Annotated in this window: 22 protein-coding genes; 6 read left to right on the top strand and 16 right to left on the bottom strand. The window is 68.9% G+C overall.

Annotation, left to right across the window (positions count from 1 at the left end):
* Nucleotides 1–10: 10 nt before the first annotated feature.
* Nucleotides 11–715, bottom strand: a complete 705-nt coding sequence (locus DT074_RS17460; RefSeq protein ID WP_119421143.1) for an NUDIX hydrolase — start codon at nt 713–715, stop codon at nt 11–13.
* A gap of 104 nt (nt 716–819) precedes the next feature.
* On the opposite strand from DT074_RS17460, the gene DT074_RS17465 reads away from it, so the two are divergent.
* Both DT074_RS17465 and DT074_RS17470 read left to right on the top strand, forming a co-directional pair.
* Nucleotides 820–1,563 (top strand): retropepsin-like aspartic protease family protein, encoded by a 744-nt coding sequence (locus tag DT074_RS17465; RefSeq protein ID WP_162914971.1) that lies wholly within the window; start codon nt 820–822, stop codon nt 1,561–1,563.
* Between the two features lie 141 nt (nt 1,564–1,704).
* Nucleotides 1,705–2,955 (top strand): hypothetical protein, encoded by a 1,251-nt coding sequence (locus tag DT074_RS17470; protein ID WP_119421145.1) that lies wholly within the window; start codon nt 1,705–1,707, stop codon nt 2,953–2,955.
* A 1-nt stretch (nt 2,956) separates the two neighbouring features.
* On the opposite strand, the gene DT074_RS17475 is transcribed toward DT074_RS17470, so the two are convergent.
* From DT074_RS17475 to dprA, 10 genes are all read right to left on the bottom strand, one after another.
* Nucleotides 2,957–3,499 (bottom strand): ActR/PrrA/RegA family redox response regulator transcription factor, encoded by a 543-nt coding sequence (locus tag DT074_RS17475; RefSeq protein WP_119421146.1) that lies wholly within the window; start codon nt 3,497–3,499, stop codon nt 2,957–2,959.
* The gene (locus DT074_RS17480) at nt 3,496–4,815 is read right to left on the bottom strand and encodes an ActS/PrrB/RegB family redox-sensitive histidine kinase (RefSeq protein ID WP_119421147.1); all 1,320 of its coding nucleotides are present in this window, start codon (nt 4,813–4,815) and stop codon (nt 3,496–3,498) included. Before DT074_RS17480 ends, DT074_RS17475 begins: the two co-directional genes overlap by 4 nt.
* Nucleotides 4,809–5,525 (bottom strand): HAD family hydrolase, encoded by a 717-nt coding sequence (locus DT074_RS17485; protein WP_119421148.1) that lies wholly within the window; start codon nt 5,523–5,525, stop codon nt 4,809–4,811. Before DT074_RS17485 ends, DT074_RS17480 begins: the two co-directional genes overlap by 7 nt.
* Before the next feature lie 103 nt (nt 5,526–5,628).
* Entirely contained in the window at nt 5,629–6,807 is a 1,179-nt protein-coding gene (locus DT074_RS17490) for a vWA domain-containing protein (RefSeq protein WP_119421149.1), read from the bottom strand.
* A 34-nt stretch (nt 6,808–6,841) separates the two neighbouring features.
* Complete coding sequence (locus DT074_RS17495; RefSeq protein ID WP_119421150.1) at nt 6,842–7,690, bottom strand: AAA family ATPase; 849 nt, start codon at nt 7,688–7,690, stop codon at nt 6,842–6,844.
* Nucleotides 7,691–7,755: 65 nt separating this feature from the next.
* Complete coding sequence (locus tag DT074_RS17500; protein WP_119421151.1) at nt 7,756–8,124, bottom strand: DUF983 domain-containing protein; 369 nt, start codon at nt 8,122–8,124, stop codon at nt 7,756–7,758.
* Nucleotides 8,124–9,104, bottom strand: coding sequence for a magnesium transporter CorA family protein (locus DT074_RS17505; RefSeq protein WP_119421152.1), 981 nt, complete (start codon nt 9,102–9,104; stop codon nt 8,124–8,126). Before DT074_RS17505 ends, DT074_RS17500 begins: the two co-directional genes overlap by 1 nt.
* An 83-nt stretch (nt 9,105–9,187) precedes the next feature.
* Nucleotides 9,188–11,371: a ribonuclease R gene (gene rnr, locus DT074_RS17510; protein ID WP_119421153.1), complete on the bottom strand. Its 2,184-nt coding sequence runs from the start codon at nt 11,369–11,371 to the stop codon at nt 9,188–9,190.
* The gene (gene topA, locus DT074_RS17515) at nt 11,368–14,118 is read right to left on the bottom strand and encodes a type I DNA topoisomerase (protein WP_119421154.1); all 2,751 of its coding nucleotides are present in this window, start codon (nt 14,116–14,118) and stop codon (nt 11,368–11,370) included. Before topA ends, rnr begins: the two co-directional genes overlap by 4 nt.
* Nucleotides 14,119–14,205: 87 nt before the next feature.
* A complete protein-coding gene (dprA, locus tag DT074_RS17520) occupies nt 14,206–15,327 on the bottom strand; it encodes a DNA-processing protein DprA (protein WP_119421155.1) in 1,122 nt (373 codons plus the stop codon).
* Nucleotides 15,328–15,453: 126 nt separating this feature from the next.
* On the opposite strand from dprA, the gene DT074_RS17525 reads away from it, so the two are divergent.
* Genes DT074_RS17525 through DT074_RS17535 form a run of 3 tightly spaced genes read left to right on the top strand, consistent with a single transcriptional unit; the run spans nt 15,454 to nt 18,320 of the window.
* Nucleotides 15,454–16,164, top strand: a complete 711-nt coding sequence (locus DT074_RS17525) for an alpha/beta fold hydrolase (RefSeq protein ID WP_162914972.1) — start codon at nt 15,454–15,456, stop codon at nt 16,162–16,164.
* A 15-nt stretch (nt 16,165–16,179) separates the two neighbouring features.
* On the top strand, nt 16,180–17,361 hold the full coding sequence (locus DT074_RS17530; protein WP_119421157.1) for a CaiB/BaiF CoA transferase family protein: 1,182 nt from the start codon (nt 16,180–16,182) through the stop codon (nt 17,359–17,361).
* Nucleotides 17,361–18,320, top strand: coding sequence for a D-2-hydroxyacid dehydrogenase family protein (locus tag DT074_RS17535; RefSeq protein ID WP_119421158.1), 960 nt, complete (start codon nt 17,361–17,363; stop codon nt 18,318–18,320). Before DT074_RS17530 ends, DT074_RS17535 begins: the two co-directional genes overlap by 1 nt.
* A gap of 5 nt (nt 18,321–18,325) precedes the next feature.
* On the opposite strand, the gene DT074_RS17540 is transcribed toward DT074_RS17535, so the two are convergent.
* On the bottom strand, nt 18,326–19,807 hold the full coding sequence (locus tag DT074_RS17540) for a sensor histidine kinase (RefSeq protein WP_162914973.1): 1,482 nt from the start codon (nt 19,805–19,807) through the stop codon (nt 18,326–18,328).
* 141 nt (nt 19,808–19,948) lie between these two features.
* Entirely contained in the window at nt 19,949–20,785 is an 837-nt protein-coding gene (locus DT074_RS17545) for a DUF2336 domain-containing protein (protein WP_162914974.1), read from the bottom strand.
* On the opposite strand from DT074_RS17545, the gene DT074_RS28125 reads away from it, so the two are divergent.
* Nucleotides 20,738–21,205: a hypothetical protein gene (locus DT074_RS28125; RefSeq protein WP_162914975.1), complete on the top strand. Its 468-nt coding sequence runs from the start codon at nt 20,738–20,740 to the stop codon at nt 21,203–21,205. The genes DT074_RS17545 and DT074_RS28125 overlap by 48 nt on opposite strands.
* 86 nt (nt 21,206–21,291) lie before the next feature.
* Here DT074_RS28125 and plsY read toward each other — a convergent pair whose 3' ends face one another.
* From plsY to DT074_RS17560, 3 genes are read right to left on the bottom strand one after another with little or no spacing between them, the layout of a single operon-like run.
* The gene (gene plsY, locus DT074_RS17550; protein WP_119421161.1) at nt 21,292–21,933 is read right to left on the bottom strand and encodes a glycerol-3-phosphate 1-O-acyltransferase PlsY; all 642 of its coding nucleotides are present in this window, start codon (nt 21,931–21,933) and stop codon (nt 21,292–21,294) included.
* A complete protein-coding gene (gene pyrC, locus DT074_RS17555; protein ID WP_119421162.1) occupies nt 21,926–23,245 on the bottom strand; it encodes a dihydroorotase in 1,320 nt (439 codons plus the stop codon). The genes plsY and pyrC overlap by 8 nt, the downstream gene beginning before the upstream one ends.
* Nucleotides 23,242–24,219: an aspartate carbamoyltransferase catalytic subunit gene (locus DT074_RS17560; protein ID WP_438503692.1), complete on the bottom strand. Its 978-nt coding sequence runs from the start codon at nt 24,217–24,219 to the stop codon at nt 23,242–23,244. The genes pyrC and DT074_RS17560 overlap by 4 nt, the downstream gene beginning before the upstream one ends.
* Nucleotides 24,220–24,353: the final 134 nt, after the last annotated feature.

Consider the following 24,353-nt stretch of genomic DNA (forward strand, 5'->3'; position numbering starts at 1 on the left):
ACTTCCGGGTTCACTCCTGTTCGACAAGATGCTGCCCCCGGAGATAGCGAAACAGGGCGACCGGATGGTCCTGCCCCGGATAGCGCTCGACGATCTCGGCCAGCCGCTCCAGCACGATCTCGGTGATGCGCGGCAGGTCCAGCTTCATCGCGTCCTCGACCGGCAGCCAGCGCAGGTCGAGCAGCTCGCCCGAGCCCTTGATCTGGCCCTGGGCATGGCTCGCATCGGCAATGAAGAACCGCGCGTTGAACCGGCGCGGCCGGTAGGGCGGGGTGATCGCGCGCAGCACATAGTCCAGCACATCGAGCGCCGGCGCGTGGCCGGTGGCGAAGAAATGCTTCCAGCCCTCCGGCACCGGCCGGTCGGGCATCGGGTCGGGCTTGCCGATGATCAGGCCGGTCTCCTCGAAAGTCTCGCGGATCGCCGCCGCCGCCAGCGCGCGGGCGCGGCTGAGCGGGCAGGCCTTGGCGAGCCGGGCGGCGACATGCGGCTTCAAGGCACCGGCATCGCGCACCTTCCAGTCGTCCGGATCGACCCGGCCGCCGGGGAAGACGTAGCGGTTCGGCATGAAGGCATGGCCGCCATGGCGCTCGCCCATCAGCACCTCGATGGCGCGGCCGTTGTGGCGGTACAGGATCAGCGTGGCGGCGTCGCGCGGGCGAAGCGCCGGCTTCGGCCAGTCCTTGCGGTCTGGGATATCGGGGTCTTTGGCCATGTCCGGGGATTAGATTCGAGCGTCGCGGGGAGCCTGCCAAAGCGCGAGGGTGCGGTAAAGAACGGTGCTTGCATGGATCAGTTGTGCCGGGTGGGATGCTCCCCATGACAGCGGACGGGCCGTGGGGAAGGCGGGAGCCAGAGCAGGGCGGTGGGCCAGGGCCCCGAGGGTCCCGGGGGTGGATCTGGCTGCTCGTCGCCCTGGCCGTCGCGGGCGGCCTCGCGCTGCTGACCGGCCTGGACCGGATATTCGATCCGGACGTGGTGTACCGCGTCCTGCTGGTCGTCGTGGTCGGCGGTTCGGCGGCCCTGTTCGTTGCCCACCGGCTGCGCGGGCGGCTCACCCAGGGGCTGTTCTTCACCGCGCTCTGGCTCGGCATCGCGCTGGCCCTGGCGCTGGGTTATGCCTATCGCGGCGCCCTGCGCGATGCGCGCGACCGGCTGGCCATGGAGCTGTGGCCCGGTGCTGTGGACTGGAGCCCCGGAATCGTCCGGGTGCCGGCGGACCGTTCCGGCCACTATTTCGTCGATGCCCGGGTGAACGGCGTGACGGTCCGCTTCCTGGTCGATACCGGCGCTACCACCGTCTCGCTCGGCCTGCGCGACGCACGGCGCATCGGGCTCGCGCCGGACGGCCTGCAATTCACCCGGCGGGTCGAGACGGCGGCGGGCACCGTGCGGGTGGCGCCGGTGCGGCTCGACCGTGTCGCGGTCGGCCAGATCGAGCTCGCCGACGTCGCCGCCGCGGTCAATCCGGCCAACGAGGGGGTCTCGCTGCTCGGCATGAGCTTCCTTGCGCGCCTCACCGGCTTCGCGGTGGAGGAGGGCTTTCTTGTGCTGCGGCGGTGACCAAAGGCGGCCGCCGCGACGATCGGGCAAGGACGGCGAAAATCCAAACTGTTCATTGTTAATCCAAATTACACCTGCCTCGATTTTAATCGAGGGCCGGAAACCTCCACGACTACAAATGTTTGCAGGGACTCGATTGTGATGACGTCGGCCACGCCTGCGGCGCGCCCGCAACCGGTCAGCCATGAAGAGCTTCTGGCCGACTACGCGCGCCGTCTGCAGCACCACCTGCCGGGCCGTCGCGCCGTCCATCTGCATCTCTCCCGGCTTTCCGCCGTCAACCGGCGCGAGCATCACCTGCGCATTGCTGCCACCGCCTGGGAATTGCTGCTGAAGAAATTCGACGGCCAGCTGTTCCAGCTCGGCAACAACGACATCGTGGTGGTGACCAAGGGCGCCTCGGTCGCGGAGATCGACCAGATCGTGCTGAAGCTGCGTTTCCTGTTCAGCGAGGACCCGCTGGCCGAAGGCTCGGGCGAGAGCGCCGACCGTACCTTCTGCACCTGGTACGAGCTGGCCCGGGAATATCCCCGTTTCGTGGCCATGGCCCAGGACATGCTGAAGCGGAAGCAGGCCGGCTATGTTCAGGACATCGCGCGCGAAGCCGCCGCCCAGCTCGACAAGGGACCGGCCTACGAGGCGCCCAGGCAGCCGATCGACCCGACCCGGCTCGCCCGGCTGGAGCAGGGTCTCGGCTCCATGGACCTGACCACCATGGTGCGCCGCCAGCCGGTCTGCCTGGTGCTGCCGAACGCGCCGCCGACGCCGGTCTTCCAGGAGATCTTCGTCGCCATCGCCGAGCTGACCAAGCGGCTGATGCCGGATGTCGACCTCGCCTCGGACCGCTGGCTGTTCCAGCGCCTGACCCAGTCGCTCGACTACCGCGTGCTGAGCGTGCTGCCGGATCTCGAGGCGAAGGAGCGGCTCTCCAGCTCGATCAATCTCAACGTCGCGACCACGCTGTCGCAGCAGTTCCAGGCCTTCGAGAAGAAGCTGCGCTTCGCCACCCAGAAGACCATGGTGGCCGAGTTCCAGGTGGTCGACGTGTTCGGCGATGTCGGCACCTTCATCTTCGCCCGCGACTTCCTGCGCGACCGCGGCTGGCGGCTTTGCCTCGACGGGCTGAACTACCTGACCTTCCCGCTGTTGGCGAAGAGCGAGCTCGGCTTCGACCTGCACAAGGTGATCTGGTCGCCCGAGCTCGACGGCGAGGTGCAGGAGCAGCGCCGGCGCAAGTTCCAGCAGACCGTCGAGGCGGTCGGCGCCGACAAGGTGGTGCTGTGCCGCTGCGACACCCAGCGCGCCATCGAGTTCGGTCAGTCCATGGGCATCCGCCTGTTCCAGGGCCGCCTGCTCGACGCCATGCTGCAGGTGGCGCCCAAGGCGGTCTGAGCTATTGCGGCGAGCGCTTGGCGAGAATGCGCTGCAGGGTGCGGCGGTGCATGTTGAGCCGGCGGGCGGTCTCCGAGACGTTGCGCTCGCACAGCTCGTAGACCCGCTGGATGTGCTCCCAGCGCACGCGGTCGGCCGACATCGGCCGCTCCGGCGGCTTGGGCATCTGGCTTTCCGAGGCCATCAAGGCCGCCTCGATCATGTCGGCATCGGCCGGCTTCGCGAGGTAGTCGACCGCGCCCGCCTTCACTGCCGCGACCGCCGAGGCGATGTTGCCGTAGCCGGTCAGCATGACGACGCGGCAGCCGGGCCTTGCCTGGCGCAGCACCGGCACCACGTCGAGGCCGTTGCCGTCGCCGAGCCTGAGGTCGACCACCGCGTAGGCCGGCGCGCTCTCGCGGATCTTCGACTTCGCCTCGCCGATCGACGCCGCCATGGTGACGGTGAAGCCGCGCTTCTCCATGGCGCGGCCGAGGCGGGTGCGGAACGGCTCGTCGTCATCGGCGATGAACAGCGTCCGCTCCTCGGTCTGGGGGATGTTCATGCGGTTTCGGTCTCCTTTTTCTCCCCCTTTTCCAGCATGCCGCGGGCCCAGCTGACGGTGGCCTCGCAGCCGCCGCCCGGCCGGTTGCCGAACGCCACCTGCGCGCCGGTATGGCCGAGCAGCGTCTTGGCGATGAACACGCCGAGCCCCATGCCGCCGTCCTCGGGGCGGGACGTCACATAGGGCTCGCCGAGCGCGCCCAGCATGTCGCTGCTGAGGCCCGGGCCATCGTCGGCGATGGTAACGGCGACCCGCTCGTCGTCCCAGTCGATCGCGACGTCGATCCGGGCGCGGGCGAAGTCGAAGGCATTCTCGGCCAGGTTGCCGATGCCGTGCAGGATCTCCGGCAGGCGCGGCGCCAGCGGCTGCGGCCCGCTGCCGTGGATGCGGATGGCGAGCTCGATACTGCCGCGATGGTGCGGCCCAAAGGCCTCCTCGACCAGCGCCCCGATCGGCAGTTCCGGGAACGGGTCCTCGGGATCCGGCCGGCGCGCCAGGTTGGCGAGGATGTCGCGGCAGCGCTGCGCCTCGCTGACCAGGAGCCGCACGTCGTCGCTGATCGGATCGCCGGCCGGAACCTCCCGCGCCAGTTCGTTGGCGACCAGTGTGATGGTGCCGAGCGGCGTGCCGAGTTCATGCGCCGCGGCGGCGGCGAGGCCGCCGAGGGCCGAGAGACGCTGCTCGCGCGCCAGCGCGATCTGGGTGCTGGCGAGCGCGTCCGACATGCGGCGCGCCTCGGCGGCGACCCGCCACGTATAGACCGAGATGAAGCCGAGGCCGAGCAGCAGCGCCGCGGCGACGCCCGCCAGATAGAGCCCGGGCAGCGCGAGCCCACCTTCGCCCCACGGCAGCGGCAGATGGAACTCGGCCAGGAGCAAGGTGGCGAGCACGGCGAGGGCGCCGAGCACGACCGTGCTGGCCAGCGACAGGATGGTGGCGGAGATCGTCACCGGCACCAGCATCAGGAGGGAGAAAGGATTGCCGAGCCCGCCCGTGAGGTAGAGCAGCACGGCGAGCTGCACGATATCCAGCGCCAGGAAGGCCGCCGCGCCGCGATCGGTCAGCCGGTGCGAGGTCGGGAACAGCGTGAAGCTGACCAGGTTGACGGCGACCAGCACGCCGACGGTGGCGAGGCAGAGGCCGAGCGGCAGGCGGAAATCGAGGCCGAAATGCACGAACAGGATCGCCAGCGTCTGCCCGATGATGGCGAGCCAGCGCAGCACGATCAGCGTATGCAGCCGCGCGCCCGGCGGCCGGGTGGCCACGAGCCGCGCCCGGCGCAGGCCGAAACGGCGGGCGAGCGCCGCGCTCACCATCCCTGCAGCACCTCGGGCACCGCGCGGATGACGCGGTCCGGGCGCACCGTCGTGCCGGCGGGCAGGCCGTCGCCCTCGCTGTCGTGCCAGACAGCGAAGATGCCGTGGCGCTGCGGCGCGGCGACTTCCCATTCGAGGTTGTCGCCGACGATCCAGGCCTCGCCGGGTGCCACGTCGAGCGCCTTGAGCAGGGCGTGATAGGCGGCGTCCTCCGGCTTGCCGTAGCCGACCTCGCCCTCGATCTGGATATGGTCGAAATGCCGCTCCAGGGCGAAGCGGCGCACCTTGGCGCGCTGCGGCGCGGCGGCGCCGTTGGTGACCAGCGCCAGGCGGATGCCGCGCGCCCTGAGCGCTTCCAAGGTGTCGACCGCACCGGGAAACAGCTCGATCGCCGCTTCGCGTTCGGCGGTGAATCCGTCGGCGATGCGGTGGATGACTGCCTCCTCGGTGATGCCGAGGCTGGCCAGCCCCTCGCGCACGCAGTGCCGCCGCGCCTCGGAGAGCTTCTGCCGCCATTCCTTGTGCCGTCCTCCGTCGGACCAGAAGGCACGGGAATAGGTGAGGATCGCGTCGCGCGCGGTCTCCACCGGGTGGCCGGACAGGATCTCGGTGAGCGGCGTGAGGAATCGGGTCCATGCCTCGACCGGGCGGCCGTAGGCGCGGATCAGAGTGTCGTCGAGGTCGAAGAAGATGGCTTTCGGCGGGCGCATGATGAGGGGCGCGAGCGCGCCTTGTTGCTTCGCCTTGATGTAGCCCCCAGGGTCGCCCGGCTCAAGCCTCCCGGCCGCATGGCCGGGCTGCTTGCGCGACAGGTTAACGCGAGAGCTCCCGCATTGCCCGCTCCAGCCCGTCCAGGGTCAGCGGGAACATGCGGTTCTGCATCAGGGTGCGGATGTGCTGCACCGAGGGGGTGTAGTCCCAGTACTTTTCCGCCACCGGGTTGAGCCAGACCGTCTTCGGATAGGTCGCCATCAGGCGGTGGAGCCAGACCTCGCCCGATTCCTCGTTCCAGTGCTCGACGCTGCCGCCGGGATAGACGATCTCGTAGGGGCTCATGGTGGCATCGCCGACCAGGATCAGCTTGTAGTCGTGGCCGTAGGTGTTCAGCACTTCCTGCGTCGGTCGGAAATCGTGGTGGCGGCGCTTGTTGTCGCGCCACAGCTTCTCGTAGACGCAGTTGTGGAAGTAGAAGAACTCCATGTGCTTGAACTCGGTGCGTGCCGCCGAGAACAGCTCCTCGCAGACCCGGATGTGGTCGTCCATCGAGCCGCCGATATCGAACAGCGCCAGGACCTTCACCTTGTTGCGCCGCTCCGGCACCAGCTTGAGGTCGAGATAGCCCGCATTGTTGGCGGTCGACTTGATGGTGTCCGGCAGGTCGAGCTCGAGGTTGGCCCCGTCGCGCGCCCATTGGCGCAGGCGCCGCAGCGCCATCTTGATGTTGCGGGTGCCGATCTCGACGGTGTCGTCGAGGTTCTTGTACTCGCGCTTGTCCCACACCTTCACGGCGCGGCGGTGGCGTGACTTCTCCTGGCCGATGCGCACGCCTTCGGGATTGTAGCCATGCGCGCCGAAGGGCGAGGTGCCGCCGGTGCCGATCCATTTCGAGCCGCCCTGGTGGCGGCCCTTCTGCTCCTCGAGACGCTTCTTCAGCGTCTCCATCAGCTTCTCCCAGCCGCCCAGCGCCTCGATCTGCTTCATCTCCTCGGGCGTCAGCACCTTCTCGGCGATCTTGCGCAGCCACTCCTCGGGGATCTCGGCCTTCACCTCCTCGGAGGCGAATTCGAGCCCGTTGAACGTCTGCGCGAAGACGCGGTCGAACTTGTCGAGATTCTTCTCGTCCTTCACCAGGCAGGAGCGGGAGAGATAGTAGAAATCCTCGACGCTGAAATTCGCGGTGCCGGCCTGCACCGCCTCGATCAGGGTCAGGTACTCGCGCAGGCTCGCCGGCACCTTGGCCTTGCGCAGATCCAGGAAGAAGTTGACGAACATGGCCGGACCTCTCGGCTCAGCTTGAGTGTCGTCGTCAGCCGCGGCCCTCGCGGCGGGCGAGGAAGGCGAGGCGCTCGAACAGGTGCACGTCCTGCTCGTTCTTGAGCAGCGCGCCGTGCAGCGGCGGGATCAGCTTGCTCGGATCCTTCGAACGCAAGGTCTCCGCCGGCAGGTCCTCGGCCATCAAGAGCTTCAGCCAGTCGAGCAGCTCCGAGGTCGAAGGCTTCTTCTTCAGGCCGGGCGTCTCGCGAATGTCGTAGAAGATGTTGAGCGCTTCGCGCACCAGGTCCTTCTGAACGCCGGGATAGTGCACGTCGACGATCTCCAGCATCGTCTCGCGCTCGGGGAAGCGGATGTAGTGGAAGAAGCAGCGGCGCAGGAAGGCGTCCGGCAGCTCCTTCTCGTTGTTCGATGTGATGACGACGATCGGCCGCTGCACCGCCTTCACCGTCTCGCGCGTCTCGTAGACGTAGAACTCCATGCGGTCGAGCTCGAGCAGCAGGTCGTTGGGGAACTCGATATCGGCCTTGTCGACCTCGTCGATCAGCAGCACCGGGCGCTGGTCGGCGGTGAACGCCTCCCACAGCTTGCCCTTGATGATGTAGTTCTTGATGTCGTGGACCTTCTGCTCGCCGAGTTGGCTGTCGCGCAGGCGCGACACCGCATCGTATTCGTAGAGGCCCATCTGCGCCTTTGTGGTCGACTTGATGTGCCAGGTGATCAGCGGCGCCTTGATCGCGTTGGCGATCTCATGCGCCAGGATGGTCTTGCCGGTGCCGGGCTCGCCCTTTACGAGCAGTGGCCGCTCGAGCGTGATCGCCGCATTGACCGCGACCTTCAGATCCTGGGTCGCAACGTAGTTTTCCGTCCCTTCGAACCGCATCGGGCGCCTTGCCTTGATTTATTGAGCGATAAACCCGCCGAGCGTAGGGGGGGCAACCCGCACGGTCAATCCGGATGGCCGCCGAATCCGTGCATGCCGGCATGCCATTGCAGGCCGATCAGCGCCCCCTTGATCCTGGGCAGCAACCAGAGCGAGAGCAGCAGGATCACCGGCAGCCAGACCACCATATGCACCCAGGTCGGCGGCGCCGCGCGCTGCTCCAGCATAAGCAGCAGCGGCACCACGATATGGCCGACGATCAGGATGGTGAAATAGGGCGGCGCATCGTCGGCCCGCTGGTGATGCAGTTCCAGGCCGCAGCTCGGGCATGCGGAATTGACCGTGACGAAGCGGGTGAACATGGCCCCGGTGCCGCAGCGCGGACAGCGGCGGAAGAACCCCCGCAGCATCGCGCCGTAAAGGCCCGGCCGCATCACAGCCACCCCTTGCGCTTGAAGTAGAGGTAGGGCAAGGCGGCCGACAGCACCATCAATCCGATGGCGAAAGGGTAGCCGAGATCCCATTTCAGCTCCGGCATGATGTCGAAATTCATGCCGTAGATAGATGCGACCAGGGTCGGCGGCAGGAACACCACGGCGGCGACCGAGAAGATCTTGATGATGGCGGTCTGCTGGATGTTGATGAGACCGAGCGTCGCGTCGAGCAGGAAGCTGCCCTTGTGGGCGAGGAAGGCGGATTGCTCGGTGATCGATTGCAGGTCGCGCTGCAGGATCTTCACGCGGTTGCGGAAGTCCTTGCTGGGCTTGGTCTCGCTCAGGCCCCCGGTGCCGAGATAGGTCATCATGCGGAGCAGCGTGTGCGCGCTCTCGCGCACGCGGGAATTCAGGTCCTCGACCTGGCCGAGCCGGCGCACCGCCTCCTCGAGGTCGGCCGAGGCGACGTCGGCCTTGGAGGCCTTGGTGGCGAAGATCGCCTTGGAGATGCCGTCCAGCTCGGCACCCATGCGCTCCAGCAGGTCGGCCTCGCGATCGATGATCGCATCGAACACGCCGATCAGCGCGAGGTCCGGCGTCGTGACGCCGCTGTTGGACCGGACCGAGCGGCTGATGAAATTCTTGAACGGCTGCGGGTCGGCATAGCGCAGCGTCACCACGGGCCCTGGCGTGCGGATGAAAGTGATCGCCGTGGAGCCGGGCGTCGAAGTATCCGCGTTGACCGGGATCAGCGCGGTCAGGAAGGTCGCATTGCCCTCCTGGTAGATCCGGCTCGACAGCTCGATCTCCTGCATCTCCTCGCGGGTCGGCATTTCGATTTGCAAGGCCGACTGGACCCGCTGCAGGTCGTCGCCCTGCGGCTCGCGCACGTCGATCCACACGGTATCGCGCGGCAGGCCGCCTTGCGGCAGATCGACCCGCTGCAGGCCGCCGTTCTCATGCACATAGACATTGATCACCGGTCACCTCCGGCCGCCGCGGATGGGGCGGGTTCTAGCCCGGCAATCCTGCGAAAGGAAGGCGCAAGAGGGCTCTCCCTGCTTCAACGACGCCGGCGATCCGGCCGCCGCGGGGCCCGCCCGCGGGCGCCGGCCCCGGCCAGCGAGAAGAGCAGGCCGCCGGCCACCGGATTGGCCTCGGCAAGCTCCGCCTCCACCGCGTCGCCGAGACGGAACGAGCGCTTGCTGGCACGGCCCTGGATGCGCTGGGAGCGCTCGTCGAACACGAAATAGTCGTCGCCCAGGCTGGACATCGGGGCAAGGCCGGTGGCACCGGTCGTGTCATCGGTCAGAAACAAGCCGGCCCGCGTCACGCCGGTGATCCGCATGGCCAGGGTCTCGCCGACCCGCGCCTCCATGAAGGCCGCCACATAGCGGTCCAGCGCGTCGCGCTCGGCCTGCATGGCGCGCCGCTCGGTGCGGGTGATGTGCTCGGCGGTGGCCTCGAAGCCGTCGACATCCTCCGCGCTCAACCCGCCTTCGCCCAGACGGCCCGCGTCGACCAGCGCGCGGTGCACCTGCAGGTCGGCATAGCGGCGGATCGGCGAGGTGAAATGCGCGTAGCGCGCGAGGTTCAGGCCGAAATGGCCGATATTCTCGGCCGCATAGATCGCCTGCGCCTGGGACCGGAGCACGACTTCGTTGACCAGCCGCTCGTGCGGCGTGCCGGCGACGCGCTCCAGCACGCGGTTGAAGATCGCGGGACGGATCACCTGTCCCTTGGCCAGGCGGATGTCGAGCGTGTCGAGGAAGTCGCGCAGCGCGTCGAGCTTCTCCTTCGTCGGCTGGTCGTGCACGCGGTACATGCAGGGCCGCCGCGCGCGCTCCAGGGTCTCCGCCGCGGCGACGTTGGCGAGGATCATGAACTCCTCGATCAGCCGGTGGCTGTCGAAACGCTCGCGCAGACCGATCGATTGGATGTGGCCGCCGGCGTCGAGCGTCACCTTGCGCTCCGGCATGTCGATGGCGAGCGGTGCGCGCCGGTCGCGGGCGGCGGCCGCCAGGGCATAAGCCGCATAGAGCGGCGTGACGACCTTGGTAGTGAGCTCCGGCGATACGGCCTTGGCGTCCCCGTCGCGGGCGCGCTGCACCTGGCCATAGGTGAGGCTGGCGGCGGAGCGCATCATCGCCCGCACGAAGCTGTGCCGCACGACGTTGCCTTCGGCATCGAGCCAGAGCGTGGCGGCGAGGCAGGGCCGCGGCTTGCCCTCGACCAGCGAGCAGAGATCGGCCGAGAGCCGCTCCGGCAGCATCGGCACCACCATGTCGGGAAAATAGGCCGAGTTGCCGCGCTCGCGCGCGGCGCGGTCGAGCGCGCTGCCCGGCCGGACGTACCAGGAGACGTCGGCGATCGCGACGATCACCTTGAAGCCGCCGGGATTGCGCGGGTCGCCGTCCGGCTCGGCAAAGACCGCATCGTCGTGGTCGCGCGCATCCTCGGGATCGATGGTGACGAGCGGCACTTCGGTCAGGTCGGTCCGGTCGCCGAGCGGCGCTTGCCTGGCATGTTTCGCCTCGGCCAGCGCGTCGGGCGGGAAGGCGACCGGAATATCGTTCTGCGCGATGGCGATGCGGCTGAAGGTGCGGGGATCGCCGGCGCTGCCGAGCCGGCGCACGACGCGGCCCTGGGCCAAGCCGAACATGCGCCCGGCGACCAGCTCGGCGACCACCACCTCGCCATGCTCGGCGCCGCCGAGATCGGCCTTGTCGACCAGCACCTCGTGCCGGGCGCGACGGTCGGCCGGGACGATGCGGCCGTGATTGGCTTCGAGCTTGAGCGTGCCGACCACCTCGCCGGGGCCGCTTTCCAGCACGCGGATGACGCGGCCGCGATAGAGGCCGGGGCCGATCGGCTCGACCCGCGCCAGCACGCGGTCGCCGTCGCCCGGCGAGCGTCCGCGGCCGCCCGATACAAGCGTCACCTTCGGCGCCGGGCTGTCATCCGACCATTTGACCGGCACGGCGCTGGCCTCGCCGTCGCGCCGCACGGACACGATCCTCAGGACGCTGACCTCGGGCAGGCGCCCCGGCGGCAGCAGCGCCTTGCCGCGGCCACGCTCGACCGCGCCCTGGTCCTTCAGGCCGCGCAGCGCCTCCTTCAGCCAGTCGCGCTCGGCGCCCTTCAGATTGAAGGCGCGGGCGATCTCGCGCTTGCCGACCTTGCCGGGCCGGCTCGCGATGAAGTCCAGCAGCTCTTGTCGGGTCGGGCGGGGCGCCGGCGGCTTCACGCCTTGCCGCCGGCGGCGCGCTTGCGCGGCGGCGGCTCGGCGTCGTCATTGTCGGCCGCCGGCTTGGTCGTGGCCTTCTTGCCGGATTTGACGGCCGCGGACTTGACGGTGGCGGTCTTGGCGGCCGTCTTCTTCGCGCCGCGCCGGCCCTTGGGCTTGGATGGGCCGCGTTCGGCGCGGGCCCGCAGCAGCGCCATCGCCGAGGTCATGTCGATATCCTCGACCGTCGAGCCGCGCGGGATCGTCGCGTTGATGCCGCCATGGGCGACATAGGCGCCGAAACGGCCGTCCAGGATGCGCACCGGCGCGCCGTCATCGGGATGGGCGCCCAGCTCGCGCAGCACCTTCGGTTCGGCGCGACGCGGGCCCTTCTTGGCGCTGCCCTCGGCGATCAGCGCGACGGCGCGGTTGAGGCCGATATCGAGGATCTCCTCCGGCGGCTGCACCCGGGTATAGGCCTTGGCGTGCTTGAGATAGGCGCCGTAGGGGCCGAGGCCGGCGATGATCTCCGCGCCCGTCTCCGGATGGGTGCCGACGAGGCGCGGCAGGGCGAGCAGCTTGATCGCCGTTTCGAAGGTCAGCTCGGCCGGCTTCCACTCGCGCGGAATCGAGGCGCGCTTCGGCTTCTCCTCGCCGCCATCCTCGCCGAGCTGCACATAGGGCCCGAACCGCCCGTCGCGCACCGTGACCATCAAGCCGCTTTCGGGATCCAGGCCCAGTTCGCGCGGGCCGCCGACCAGGGCGCCCTCGGTCTGGTTGTCGTTGGCGACCGAGAGCGGGCGGGTGTGGCGGCATTCCGGATAGCGCGAACAGCCGATGAAGGCGCCGTTCTTGCCGAGCCGGATGCCGAGACGGCCTTCGCCGCAAGCCGGGCAGGCACGCGGATCGCGGCCCGATCCGTCGTCGGGGAAGAAATGCGGCCCGAGCGAGGCATCGATCGCCTCGATCACCACGCCGCGCTGGCCGATGAGCTCGTCCAGGTTCTTCACCGCCGCCTGTAGGGCGAGCAGGCCGGCATCCTCTTCAGGCGCGCGGCTGAACTGCAGCCAGAACTCGCGCAGCACTTCCTTCCAGTCGACCTGGTGAGCCGTGATCTCGTCCAGCCGCTCTTCCAGATTGGCGGTGAAGTCGTAGGCGAAGAAACGCTCGAAGAAATTCACGAGGAAGGCGGTGACGATGCGGCCCTTGTCCTCCGGCACGAAGCGCTTGCTGTCGAGCCGGACGTAGTCGCGCTCCTGCAGCACGTCGATGATGGAGGCATAGGTCGAGGGGCGGCCGATGCCGAGCTCTTCCAGCTTCTTCACCAGGGTCGCCTCGGTGTAGCGCGGCGGCGGCTCGGTGAAATGCTGCTCCGGCTTCACGTCGAGAAGCTGCAATGCCTCCTTGGCGGCGAGCTTGGGGAGCCGGGCGCCGTCCTCGTCGTCCTCGCCGGCCGCGCTGCCATTGGCCGGCTTGTCGTCGCGGCCTTCCTCGTAGACCTTGAGGAAGCCGGGGAAGAGCAGGACCGAGCCGCTGGCGCGGAAGCCGATCTGCTCGTCGGACGAGCGGATCTCGACCGTCGTGCGCTCGAGTTGGGCTGCTTCCATCTGGCTCGCGATGGCGCGCTTCCAGACCAGCTCGTAGAGCCGGAGCTGGGCGGCATCGAGATGTTGCGTGACGTCTTCCGGCCGGCGGCTGAAATCGGTCGGCCGGATCGCCTCGTGGGCTTCCTGCGCGTTCTTTGCCTTGGTTTCGTACACGCGGGGCTGCGGCGGCACGTAGTCGCGGCCGAACTGCTTGCCGATCTGGTCGCGGGCGGCCTCGATCGCCTCGGCCGCCATCTGCACGCCGTCGGTCCGCATATAAGTAATGAGGCCGACGGTCTCGCCGCCGATATCGACGCCTTCATAAAGGCGCTGGGCCAGCTGCATGGTGCGGGTCGCGCTGAAGCCGAGCTTGCGCGCAGCCTCCTGCTGCAGGGTCGAGGTCATGAACGGCGCCGAAGGCTGGCGCCGGTGCGGGCGCACGGTGACGTCGCTGATCCGGTAGCTGCCGGCGCGGATCTTGCCGACCGCCGCCTGGGCCGCCGCCTCGCCGGGCAGGTCGAACTTCTCGAGCTTGCGGCCGTCCAACATGGTCAGCCGGGCCGGGAAGCGGCCGGAAGGCGCCTGGAAATCGCCCTCGATGGTCCAGTATTCGCGCGGCTTGAACGCCTCGATCTCGATCTCCCGCTCGCAGATCAGCCTCAGGGCGACGGATTGCACGCGGCCGGCCGATTTGGCGCCGGGGAGCTTGCGCCAGAGCAGCGGCGAGAGGGTGAAGCCGACCAGGTAATCGAGCGCGCGGCGGGCCTGCTGGGCGTTGATCAGGTCCATGTCGAGGTCGCGCGGATTGCGCATCGCCTCGGTCACCGCCCGCTTGGTGATCTCGTTGAACACCACGCGCTGGACATTGATGCCCTTGATCGCCTTCTTCTCCTGCAAAGCTTGCAGGACATGCCAGGAAATCGCCTCGCCTTCGCGGTCCGGGTCGGTGGCCAGATAGAGATTCTTCGCGCCTTTCAAGGCACTAGCGATCGCCGCCAGGTTCTTGCTCGACTTCGGATCGGTGACATAGGTCATCTCGAAGTCTTGCTCAGGACGCACGGAGCCGTCCTTGGGCGGCAGGTCGCGGACATGCCCGTAGGAGGGCAGGACGACGACGTTCGAGCCCAGATACTTGTTGATCGTCTTGGCCTTGGCCGGGGATTCGACGACGACGACGTCCATCGGCGGAATTGGCCTCCTTGGGCAAGGGACGGCGCTCGGGCGGCGGAACATGGGGAAAACCCCACCCCCTGTCAAATCGGGTCGGCGTTAAGAAATTGCTACCCTCCCGCCGGGATAGCGCTGCAGCCGGCCGGCCAGTTCCAGCTCCAGCAGCACCATCAGCACCTCGCCGGGGGTGCCGCCGGACTGGCGGATCAGCTCGTCGACCTCCACCGGCGTCGGGGAGAGACGCTCCGTAATCGTGGCGCGCAACCGAGCGAGGTCGGCATCGGCTGGCGCCTCGTCGGTGACGGGCGAGCCGAAGGGGACCGCTTCGGCGGCCAGCATGCTCTGCGCCGGTCCGAGGGCCTGCAGCACGTCGTCGATGCCTTCCACCAGGGTGGCGCCCTGGCGGATCAGGTCGTTGCTGCCGCGGGCGCGCGGATCGAGCGGCGAGCCCGGCACCGCCATCACCTCGCGGCCCTGGTCGAGCGCGAAGCGGGCGGTGATCAACGAGCCCGATTTCAGCGCCGCCTCGACGACGACGACGCCGAGCGAAAGCCCGGAGATCAGCCGGTTGCGGCGCGGGAAATGGCGGGCGAGCGGCCGGGTCCCGATCGGCATTTCGCCTACAACCGCGCCGATTTCCGCGATCTGCGCCTGCAGCGCTTCGTGCTCGGGCGGGAACACCACGTCGACGCCGCCGGCGACCACGGCGACGGTGCCGGTCGCCAGCGCGCCCTGATGCGCTGCCGCGTCGATGCCGCGTGCCAGCCCCGAGACCACGACGATGCCGGCATTGCCGAGCGCGCCGGCGAGGTCGCGGGCGATGCGGATGCCGGCGGCGGAGGCGTTGCGGGCGCCGACCATGCCGACCATGCGGCGGGCGAACAGTGCCGCGTCGCCGCGCGTGACCAATAGCGGCGGGCTGTCGTCCAGCGCGGCAAGGGCGGGCGGATAGTCGGGTTCCGCCAGCGCGATCAGGCGTGCGCCGGCCGCGGCGGTGGCCGCCAGCTCGCGCTCGGCCTCTGCCCGCGGCGGAATCGCGATGCTGCGACCGAGACCGCCGCGACGGGCCAGGTCGGGCAGGGCGCCGATCGCCCGCGCGGCGGTGCCGAAGCGGCGCAGCAACTGGCGGAAAGTGACCGGGCCGACATTCTCGGTCCGGATCAGCCGGAGCCAGTCGAGCCGTTCGGCATCGCTGAGCGGGCGGCGGGAAATTCCATGCATGCGCGAAAAATGCGAAAGAATGCCAGGAAGATCAACTGCGGATCGGCAGCGACGCCGCTTGACGGCGGCATATGGGCAAAGCTTTGCTCGCCGGCCCGGGTGTTCGACCCGGGGAGGGGGGCGGCCATGGCGCAGATCGTACTGGTGCACGGGGCTTGGCACGGCGGCTGGTGCTGGCGCGACGTAGCGCGCGACCTCAGCCGGCGCGGCCACGAGGTCTTCACGCCCACCTTGACCGGGATCGGCGAGCGGACCCACCTGCTCAGCCCCGAAATCGGCCTCAACACCCATATCGAGGATATCTGCGCCGTCCTGACCTTCGAGAACCTGAAGGACATCGTCCTCTGCGGGCACAGCTATGGCGGCATGGTGATCACCGGCGTCGCCGACCGCATGGCGGAGCGGGTGAGCTCGCTGGTCTATCTCGACGCCTTCGTGCCGGAGAACGGCAAGGCGGTGTTCGACCTCATGGACCCGGCCCGGGTGCCGACCATCCGCGCCGGCGCGGTGGAGCAGAACGGCGTGCGCACGCTGAAGCCGACTTCCGCCAGCTTCTTCGGCGTGCTGGATGCCGCGCGGGCCGATTGGGTCGACCGCACCTGCCGCAACCACCCGATGCTCGCCTTCGAGGAGCGCATCGAGTTGAGCGGCCGGTGGCGCACGGTGCCGAAGAAGACCTACATCATCGCGGCGCGCTACACTCCGAGCTCGTTCCAGCGCTATCGGGCGCTGGCGGAGGATCCCGCCTGGGCGTTCCTGGAAGCCGATTGCGGGCATGAGGTGATGGTCGATCTGCCGGACTGGCTGGCGGCGCGGCTCGACGAAGCGGCCGAGTGAGGGAGGAGAACGAATATGGGTGTGCTTGACGGTGTGCGCGTGCTGGATTTCGGCCGCTATATCGCGGGGCCTTACTGCGCCGCGCTGCTCGGCGATCTCGGCGCCGAGGTGATCCGGGTCGAGAAACGCGAGGGCAGCGAGGACCGTTTCGTCGCGCCGCTTTCCGAGACCGGCGAAGGCGCGATGTTCTTCCAGATGAATCGCGGCAAGCGCTCGATGACGCTCGACCCGATGCGCGACGAGGGTCGCGAGATCGTTCGCAAGCTGGTGCAGACCGCCGATGTCGTGGTCGCGAACCTGCCGCCGCCGACCCTGAAGCAGATGGGCCTCGACTACGACAGCCTCGCCGCCTCCAAGGCAGACATCATCCTGACCACGGCTTCCGCCTTCGGCGATGGCGGGCCGTACAGCTCGCGCGTCGGCTTCGACGGCATCGGCCAGGTGATGGCCGGCGGCACCTACATGACCGGCACCGAGGACCAGCCCTATCGCGCCGCGGTGCCGTTCATCGACTTCACCACGGCGGTGCATTGCGCCTTCGGCACGATGGCCGCGCTGATGCACCGCGCCAAGGGCGGCGGCGGGCAGATCGTCGAAGGCCAGCTGCTCGGCTCCGCGCTCACCTTGAACAACGCGCTGCTGATGGAACAGGCGGTGCTGACCCGCGACCGCGTGCCGACCGGCAATCGCGGCCAGACCTCGGCGCCGAACGACCTGTTCCAGGCCAAGGACGGCTGGATGCTGGTGCAGATCGTCGGCCAGCCGCTCTACGAGCGCTGGGCGAAATTGATGGGTGAGCCCAGTTGGCTGACCGATCCGCGGTTCAAGGACGATCTCGCGCGCGGCGACCATGGCCACCTGATCAGCGCGCGCACCCAGGAATGGTGCCGGAACCTGACCCGCGCCGAGGCGCTGGCGGCGCTGGAGAAGGCGCGCATCCCGGCGGCGCCGGTGCTGAAGCCGCAGGAGACGCTGGACGATCCGCATGTGAAGGCGATGGGCTATCTGCACCCGGTGGAGTTCCCCGGCCTGCCCAGGCCGGCGCCGGTAGCCAAGCCGCCGGTCAGGCTCGGCCGCACCCCGGCCCGGGTGCCGCCGCCGCCGCCCCGGCTCGGCGCCGATACCGACGCGATCCTGGGCGATCTCGGCTATGGCAAGCCCGATATCGACCGGCTGCGCCAGAACGGAGTGGTCTGATGCCCCGCATCGCCATCCTCGACGACTATCAGAACGTCGCCCGCGGCTTCGCCGACTGGGGCCGGCTGCCGGCCGGCTGGAGCCTCGACGTGTTCAACCGTCAGATCGTCGGCGAGGCGGCGGTGGCGGAGGCGCTGGCGGATCACGACGCGGTGGTCATCATGCGCGAGCGGACGCCGTTCCCGGCCAGCCTCATCAACCGGCTGCCGAAGCTCCGGCTGCTCGTCACCTCCGGCCCGCGCAATGCATCGATCGACCTGAAGGCGGCGGCGGCCAAGGGCGTCACCGTCTGCGGCACCGATTCGATGGCGCATCCGCCGATGGAGATCGCCTGGGCGCTGATCTTCGCGCTGATGCGCCAGGTGCCGCGCGAGGACCGCGCCATGCGCGAGGGCCGCTGGCAACTCAGCGTCGGCCGCTGCCTGAAGGGGCGCATTCTCGGTCTCGCCGGTCTCGGCAAGCTCGGCGGCGCCATGGTGCCGGTGGCCAAGGCGCTCGGCATGCGGGTGATCGCCTGGAGCGAGAACCTGACCGCCGAACGCGCCGCCGAAGCGGGCGCCGAGCGCGTGGAGAAGGACGCGCTGTTCCGCGATTCCGACATCGTGTCGGTGCATCTGCTGCTCAGCCCGCGCACCCGCGGCCTGATTGGCGCCCGCGAGATCGGGCTGATGCGGAAGGATGCCTATCTGGTCAACACCTCGCGCGGGCCGATCGTCGACGAGGCGGCGATGATCGACGCACTGCGCGCAGGGCGCATCGCCGGCGCCGGGCTCGACGTGTTCGATCTGGAGCCACTGCCGAAGGACCATCCGCTGCTGAAGCTGGAGAACACCGTTCTCACGCCGCATCTCGGCTATGTCTCGGAAGAGAACTACCGGAACTATTACGGGCAGGGGTTGGAGGACATCCTCGCCTGGATCGGCGGCCAGCCGATCCGGACCATCCCGCCGCCGGCCTGATCGGCTCAGGCGATCGGAAATACGACGGAGAAGCGCGAGCCGCGCTCGGTCGAGCTTTCGAGCACGATGTCGCCGCCCATCTGGCGCGCCAGCGCCCGGGCGATGGTGAGGCCGAGGCCGAGACCTTCCTGGCCGCGAGCCAGCGCCCCGGAATGCGCCTGCTCGAACATCTCGAAGATCGCCACCTGCTTTTCCAGCGGCACGCCCTTGCCGGTGTCCCAGATCGAGATGCGGACGCGCCCGTCCTCGGGCTGGGCGATCTCGATGCCGATGGTGCCGCCGGCCGGGGTGAACTTCAGCGCGTTGGAGAGCAGGTTCTCGATGATCTGCAACGCGCGGGTACGGTCGACCTTGACCCGCGCATCGAGGTGCAGGCTCGGCCGCACCAGGGTCAGGCCCTTCTCGGCCGCCTTGATCTCGACCAGGGTCAGCGCATCGCCGATGAACTCGCGCACCGGCACCGGCTCGGTCTGCAGGCGCAGCGTCCGATTCTCGATGCGGGCGAAGTCGAGGATGTCGTTGATCAGGTTCAGCAGGTGCCGCCCCGACCGCAGAATGTCGTTGACGTAGTCCAGATAACGGGCGTTGAGCGGCCCGAACAACGCGTGGCTCATGATCTCGGAGAAGCCGATGATCGCGTTGAGCGGCGTGCGCAGCTCGTGGCTCATCACCGCCAGGAATTCGCTCTTGGCCCGCGTCGCCGCCTGGGCGTCCTGCAGCGCGTGGTCGAGCTCCTCGTTGCGCTGGCGCAGCTGGCCGAGCGCCTTTTCGAGCTCGCCGCGGTAGCGGCGCGCCTGGCTGTCGGCCGCAACCCGTTCCGTCACGTCGGTGCCGGTGCCGCGGAAGCCGCGGAAGGTGCCGGTCTCGTCGAAGGTCGGCACGCCCGAGAGCGCGAACTGCCTGACGAGGCCGCGCGCGTCGCGCGCGTGCACGGCGAGATCGCGGAACGGCTGCAAGGTGGCGAGCGGCCCGGTCGCCAGCACCGAGCCGTTCGGGCCATCGACCACCTCGTCCAGCCGCCGGCCCTGCAGCAGCATGGCCGGCAAAGCGAGCGAATGGACGATGCGGTCGGAGACATAGGTCAGCCGGCCGTCGCGGTCGGTTTCCCACACCCAATCGGACGAGGCGCGGATGATGTCGTCGGCGCGCTGATGCTCGCGCTGCGCCTTGGCCAGAGCCAGGGTCTCGGCCGTGACGTCGTGCACCACGATGGCGGCGAGGCCGTTGACCGGGAACACGTCGATGCGGGCGAAGCGCCGATCCGATCCGATGCCGAGTGCATCGCGCCGGGCCGCGCGGCGGCCGCTGCCGATCGCCTCGACCACCAGGGGAAGCGCGTTCGGCAATACGTTGTCGCCGGCGAGCAGGCGGTAGGCGCTGTTCGCCGTGGTGACGCGGCCGGCGGCATCGACCAGCGCGAACGGAGGCAGCCGTTCGAACAGCGCGGAAAGACGCGGGTCGGCCAGCATGGCCGATAGAAGGTCCATGCTGCCCGTGGCTTCCGCCGTGGCAGGCGGGTTTGGACGCGTTGCGGAATCCCCCGGCCAAAGGGGCGCGTCGGTAGTGACGGCCTCCACCCTCATGCGATCCCCGGCTCCTCTCCAGTCCCCCGACCGGTGCCGTAACCGTTAATCTTTTACTGTCCCGGCCGCATTATTCCGCGAACTATCCAGCTTGGCAATTGCCCGCAGATATTCCGCATCCAGCGACCAATACCTCAACACATTTCGGGCTTGCTTTCGATCCAGCCCGTCATGGAACTGCAACGCGGCCTCCAACCGCGATGGAGACTGTGCGCGGCCGGCGGTGCGGGCCTCCTCGCGCAGCATGAAGATCGCGGCGAAGGTCTGCCGGTCCAGCCCGGCGCCGCGGCTTGCCGCCGCCAGCGCCTCGTAGCCCTGACAATGCACGATGCGGCCCGCGGTTTCCGGGTCGATGCCGGCCATCTCGGCCAAAGCGCTGCTGAAGGCGGCGATGTGCCCCGAACGCAGCAGCCGCAGGAGATTGGCGTCGGTGAGTTCGCCGCGTTCCCTCAACCCGCGCGCGAGCGAGGCCGCCGCCGTCGGGCCGCGATCGATCCTGGCCGCGCTGTCCTGGACGGTCAGCTGTATCATCGCGTCCAGGTTGCCCTCGTCGATGCTGAAATGTGCCAGGATGTGCCGGCGCAGCGCGGCCGAGACCCACCAGAACATCCGGAAGGCCAGTGCCGGCGGCAGGTCGCGGCGGCGCAGCAACGGCTCGCGGAAGCGATCGACACGGCGGCTCTCCTCGACCAGATAGTTGACCGCCTGCAGCGCCAGCTCCGCATCGTCGTTGCGGATCAGCGCCTCGATCACGTCCTCTTCGCCGGCTTCGATCAGGGCCTGCGACACCGTGGCGCTGATGCCGGCGCGCATGGCGACGCAGAGCCGATGCTCGTGGGTGCGCTGGCGCACCAACTCGATCAGGTCGTCGTCGCGCAGCACCGGGCTGTTCAGGATCAACGGGCGGGCGATATCGGCCTCGTCCTCGGCGAGCTTCAACACCAGCTCGCGCGGCGCGTTGGGCAGCGCGCTCAGTCGCTCGGCGAGGCCGGCGCGCACTTCGCGCTCCACGTCGTGGACGAGGCGGTCGATGATGCCGAGCATCAGCCGCCGCTCCTCGTCGCTCAGCCGCGCTTCGGCGTCGAGGAAGAGATCGGTCGTGGTGTCAAGCAGACGGTCGTGCTGGGCCTGGGCGCTGCGTCTCGCCTGTTCCAGCAGGGCGAGCGCCTGGTCTCTGACCGAATCGGTCACCGGCGCATGGCGCGCGGAATCCGCATTGCGCACTCCCAGGGCGAAACGGAATGGGCGGCCGTCACCTCACGCATCGACCGCAAGCACGCCATTGTCCCCCTGGCGTGCTGAAGAAAACATTAAATGATTCAGTAAGTTAAAAGCAATTTCTCAATCTTCATCAAGATTTGGTGGATGAGGGCCCGGCAGGGCCACAATTAGTCGCGGGCGGCAGGCTCGGTGCTCTTCGCGCCCCGGCCGATCTTGGGTTCGGTGCCGGTCAGCAACCGGCGGATGTTCTCATGGTGGCGGAAGAAGACCAGCACCACGAGGACAAGAGCAAGCTCGGCCCGTTGGCGGTCGGCAAGCCAGAGCGAGAAGACCGGCGTGAGGCCGGCGGCGACCAGAGCGGCGAGCGAAGACATGCGGAAGAGGGCAGCGGTGGCGAGCCAGGTCAGGCAGGCAGCGATGCCGACCGGCCACGCGATGGCAAGCTGCACGCCGAGAAACGTCGCCATGCCCTTGCCGCCCTTGAAGCGCAGCCAGACCGGGAACAGGTGGCCGAGAAGAGCGCCGAGCGCGGCGCAGACCGCCATGTCGGGCCCGTAGCGGCCGGCGATCAGAACCGCGACCGCGCCCTTGGCAGCGTCGAGCAGCAGCGTGAGCGCCGCCAGGTCCTTCCGACCGGTGCGCAGCACGTTGGTGGCGCCGATATTGCCGGAGCCGATGCGGCGGACATCGCCAAGGCCTGCGAGCTTGGTCAGCACGAGGCCGAAGGGAATCGAGCCGAGGAGATAGCCGCCGGCGAGGGCGAGCAGGAAGTAGGGCAGCGCAAGCTGCCAGTCGATCGGATCAGGCATGCCGGGTTTCCTCCGCCGTCCGATCATAGACGGTGCGCCCGGCAACGACGGTCCGCTCCACCCGCCCCTGGACCAGCCGCCCTTCATAGGGCGTGTTCTTCGATTTCGAGCGCAACCGCCGTTCGTCGACCCGCCACGGCGCTTCGAGATCCACCAGGATCAGGTCGGCCGGCGCGCCGGCGGCGAGCCGGCCTTGCGGCAGCTTGAGGATGCGGGCCGGACCGGCCGTCATCGTTTCCAGGACACGGAGCAACGGCACGTTGCCCGCCTGCCAGAGGCCGAGCGCGAGCGGCAACATGGTCTCGAGCGCCACGGCGCCGAAGGCCGCCTGGACGAAGGGCAGGCGCTTGCTCTCGGCATCGCGCGGGGCATGGCGCGAGGCGATGACGTCGATGGTGCCGTCGGCGATGCCGGCGACCACCGCCTGGCGATCGGCCTCGCCGCGCAGCGGCGGCCGCACCTTGGCGAAGGTGCGGTACTCGCCGACATCGCCGTCGTTGAGCGCGAAATTGTGCGGCGCCGCGCCGCAGGAGATGCTGAGCCCCGACCGCTTGGCCTGGCGCACGGCGTCGATGGCGGCGGCAGTCGAAAGGCTTGCCGCGTGCCAGCGCCCGCCGGTCAGCGCGACGAGGCGCAGGTCGCGCTCCACCATGATGGTCTCGGCCGCCGCCGGCATGCCGGGCAGGCCGAGGCGCATGGCGACCTCGCCCTCGTTCATGGCGCCGTCGCGCACCAGCGAAGGCTCCTCCACATGCTGCACGATCAGCAGGTCGAAGGCGGTGGCGTAGCTGAGCGCGCGGCGCATCACCAGCGCGTCGGCGACCGGGCGGTCGCCGTCGGTGAAGGCGACCGCGCCGGCCTCGGCCATGAGGCCCATCTCGGTCATCCGTTCGCCGTCGCGGCCGGTGGTGGTGCAGCCCATGGGCAGGATGCGGACCGCCGCCGTCTCGCGGGCGCGGCGGGCGACGAACTCGACCAGGGCGACGTTGTCGATGGCGGGATCGGTATCCGGCGTGGCGACGATGGTGGTGACGCCGCCGGCGGCGGCGGCGCGCGCCGCGGTGGCGATGGTCTCCTGGTGCTCGAAGCCCGGCTCGCGCAGGCTCGCATGCATGTCGATCAGGCCGGGCGCCAGCGCGAGCCCATGCCCGTCGACCACCTCGTCGATCCCGCTCGGCATGCCGCCGGCGAACAGGCGCGGCCCGAGCTCGGCGATGGCGTCGCCCTCGGTCAGCAGGGCACCCCTGGCGTCCAGGCCGCTCGCCGGATCGAGCAGGCGGACATTGGTATAGGCGGTGCGGCGGCCGGTCATCGCGCGCCCGTGTCGTTGCGCAGGCGCCCGGTCAGGATCTCCAGGCAGGCCATGCGCACGGCGACGCCCATCTCCACCTGCTCGGCAATCAGGCTGCGGTGGATGTCGTCCGCCACCTCGCTGTCGATCTCGACGCCGCGGTTCATCGGCCCGGGATGCATGATGAAGGCTTCCGGATGCGCCAACGCCAGCTTCTCGGCGTCCAGCCCGTAGAAGTGGAAATACTCCCGCGTCGAGGGCAGGAAGGCGCCCTGCATGCGTTCCTGCTGCAATCGCAGCATCATCACGATGTCGCAGCCAGCTAGGCCGCGCCGCATGTCGTGGAAGACTTCGACGCCGAGCCGCTCGGCCTCGCGCGGCAGCAAAGTGGGCGGCGCGATCAGCCGCACCCGCGCGCCCATGGCATTCAGCAGGTAGATGTTGGAGCGGGCGACGCGCGAATGCAGGAAGTCGCCGCAGATCGCCACCAGCAGGCCCTGCAGCCGGCCCTTGCGGCGGCGGATGGTGAGCGCGTCGAGCAGCGCCTGGGTCGGGTGCTCGTGGCTGCCGTCGCCGGCGTTGATCACCGCGCCGGTCACCTTCTGCGCCAGCAGCTGCACCGCGCCGGAATTGGGATGCCGCACCACCAGCACGTCCGGGCTCATGGCGTTGAGCGTCATCGCGGTGTCGAGCAGCGTCTCGCCCTTCTTGATCGAAGAATGCTGCACCGACATGTTGATCACGTCGGCGCCGAGCCGCTTGCCCGCCAGCTCGAACGATGTCCGCGTGCGGGTCGAGTCCTCGAAGAACAGGTTGATCTGGGTCAGGCCGCGCAGATGCGACTGCTTCTTGTCGACGCGCCGGTTCTGCTCGACGCAGGCATCCGCCGTGTTGAGCAGCAGCGTGATCTCGTCGGGCGACAGGCCTTCGATGCCGAGCAGGTGCTTGTGCCCGAATCGGCCGGGGAGGGGGGAGGTCATTAAACGGCGACTCATAGGCACGTGGTGCCGGCCCTGCAAGCGGCCAGGCCCGGCGAGCCGCGCCTCGCCTTGTCTTGACTCGGTCGGTCGACCGAATTAATTTCAACGAATTCGGTCGGTCGACCGAAATGCGCCGGATGCAGCCTGCG

It is taken from the genome of Desertibaculum subflavum (assembly GCA_003576705.1).
Lineage (GTDB): Bacteria > Pseudomonadota > Alphaproteobacteria > Ferrovibrionales > Ferrovibrionaceae > Desertibaculum > Desertibaculum subflavum.

What these genes read in the sequence shown, in the direction of transcription:
- DT074_RS17530 (WP_119421157.1), top strand. Translation starts at nt 16,180, where the DNA reads ATGGGTGTGCTTGACGGTGTGCGCGTGCTGGATTTCGGCCGCTATATC.
- dprA (WP_119421155.1), bottom strand. Translation starts at nt 15,327, where the DNA reads ATGCATGGAATTTCCCGCCGCCCGCTCAGCGATGCCGAACGGCTCGAC.
- DT074_RS17460 (WP_119421143.1), bottom strand. Translation starts at nt 715, where the DNA reads ATGGCCAAAGACCCCGATATCCCAGACCGCAAGGACTGGCCGAAGCCG.
- DT074_RS17480 (WP_119421147.1), bottom strand. Translation starts at nt 4,815, where the DNA reads ATGGTGAGCGCGGCGCTCGCCCGCCGTTTCGGCCTGCGCCGGGCGCGG.
- DT074_RS17500 (WP_119421151.1), bottom strand. Translation starts at nt 8,124, where the DNA reads ATGCGGCCGGGCCTTTACGGCGCGATGCTGCGGGGGTTCTTCCGCCGC.
- DT074_RS17535 (WP_119421158.1), top strand. Translation starts at nt 17,361, where the DNA reads ATGCCCCGCATCGCCATCCTCGACGACTATCAGAACGTCGCCCGCGGC.
- pyrC (WP_119421162.1), bottom strand. Translation starts at nt 23,245, where the DNA reads ATGACCGGCCGCCGCACCGCCTATACCAATGTCCGCCTGCTCGATCCG.
- DT074_RS17540 (WP_162914973.1), bottom strand. Translation starts at nt 19,807, where the DNA reads ATGGACCTTCTATCGGCCATGCTGGCCGACCCGCGTCTTTCCGCGCTG.
- DT074_RS17465 (WP_162914971.1), top strand. Translation starts at nt 820, where the DNA reads ATGACAGCGGACGGGCCGTGGGGAAGGCGGGAGCCAGAGCAGGGCGGT.
- DT074_RS17485 (WP_119421148.1), bottom strand. Translation starts at nt 5,525, where the DNA reads ATGCGCCCGCCGAAAGCCATCTTCTTCGACCTCGACGACACTCTGATC.
- DT074_RS17525 (WP_162914972.1), top strand. Translation starts at nt 15,454, where the DNA reads ATGGCGCAGATCGTACTGGTGCACGGGGCTTGGCACGGCGGCTGGTGC.
- plsY (WP_119421161.1), bottom strand. Translation starts at nt 21,933, where the DNA reads ATGCCTGATCCGATCGACTGGCAGCTTGCGCTGCCCTACTTCCTGCTC.
- DT074_RS17475 (WP_119421146.1), bottom strand. Translation starts at nt 3,499, where the DNA reads ATGAACATCCCCCAGACCGAGGAGCGGACGCTGTTCATCGCCGATGAC.
- topA (WP_119421154.1), bottom strand. Translation starts at nt 14,118, where the DNA reads ATGGACGTCGTCGTCGTCGAATCCCCGGCCAAGGCCAAGACGATCAAC.
- DT074_RS17560 (WP_438503692.1), bottom strand. Translation starts at nt 24,219, where the DNA reads ATGAGTCGCCGTTTAATGACCTCCCCCCTCCCCGGCCGATTCGGGCAC.
- DT074_RS17495 (WP_119421150.1), bottom strand. Translation starts at nt 7,690, where the DNA reads ATGCGGTTCGAAGGGACGGAAAACTACGTTGCGACCCAGGATCTGAAG.
- DT074_RS17470 (WP_119421145.1), top strand. Translation starts at nt 1,705, where the DNA reads ATGACGTCGGCCACGCCTGCGGCGCGCCCGCAACCGGTCAGCCATGAA.
- DT074_RS17490 (WP_119421149.1), bottom strand. Translation starts at nt 6,807, where the DNA reads ATGTTCGTCAACTTCTTCCTGGATCTGCGCAAGGCCAAGGTGCCGGCG.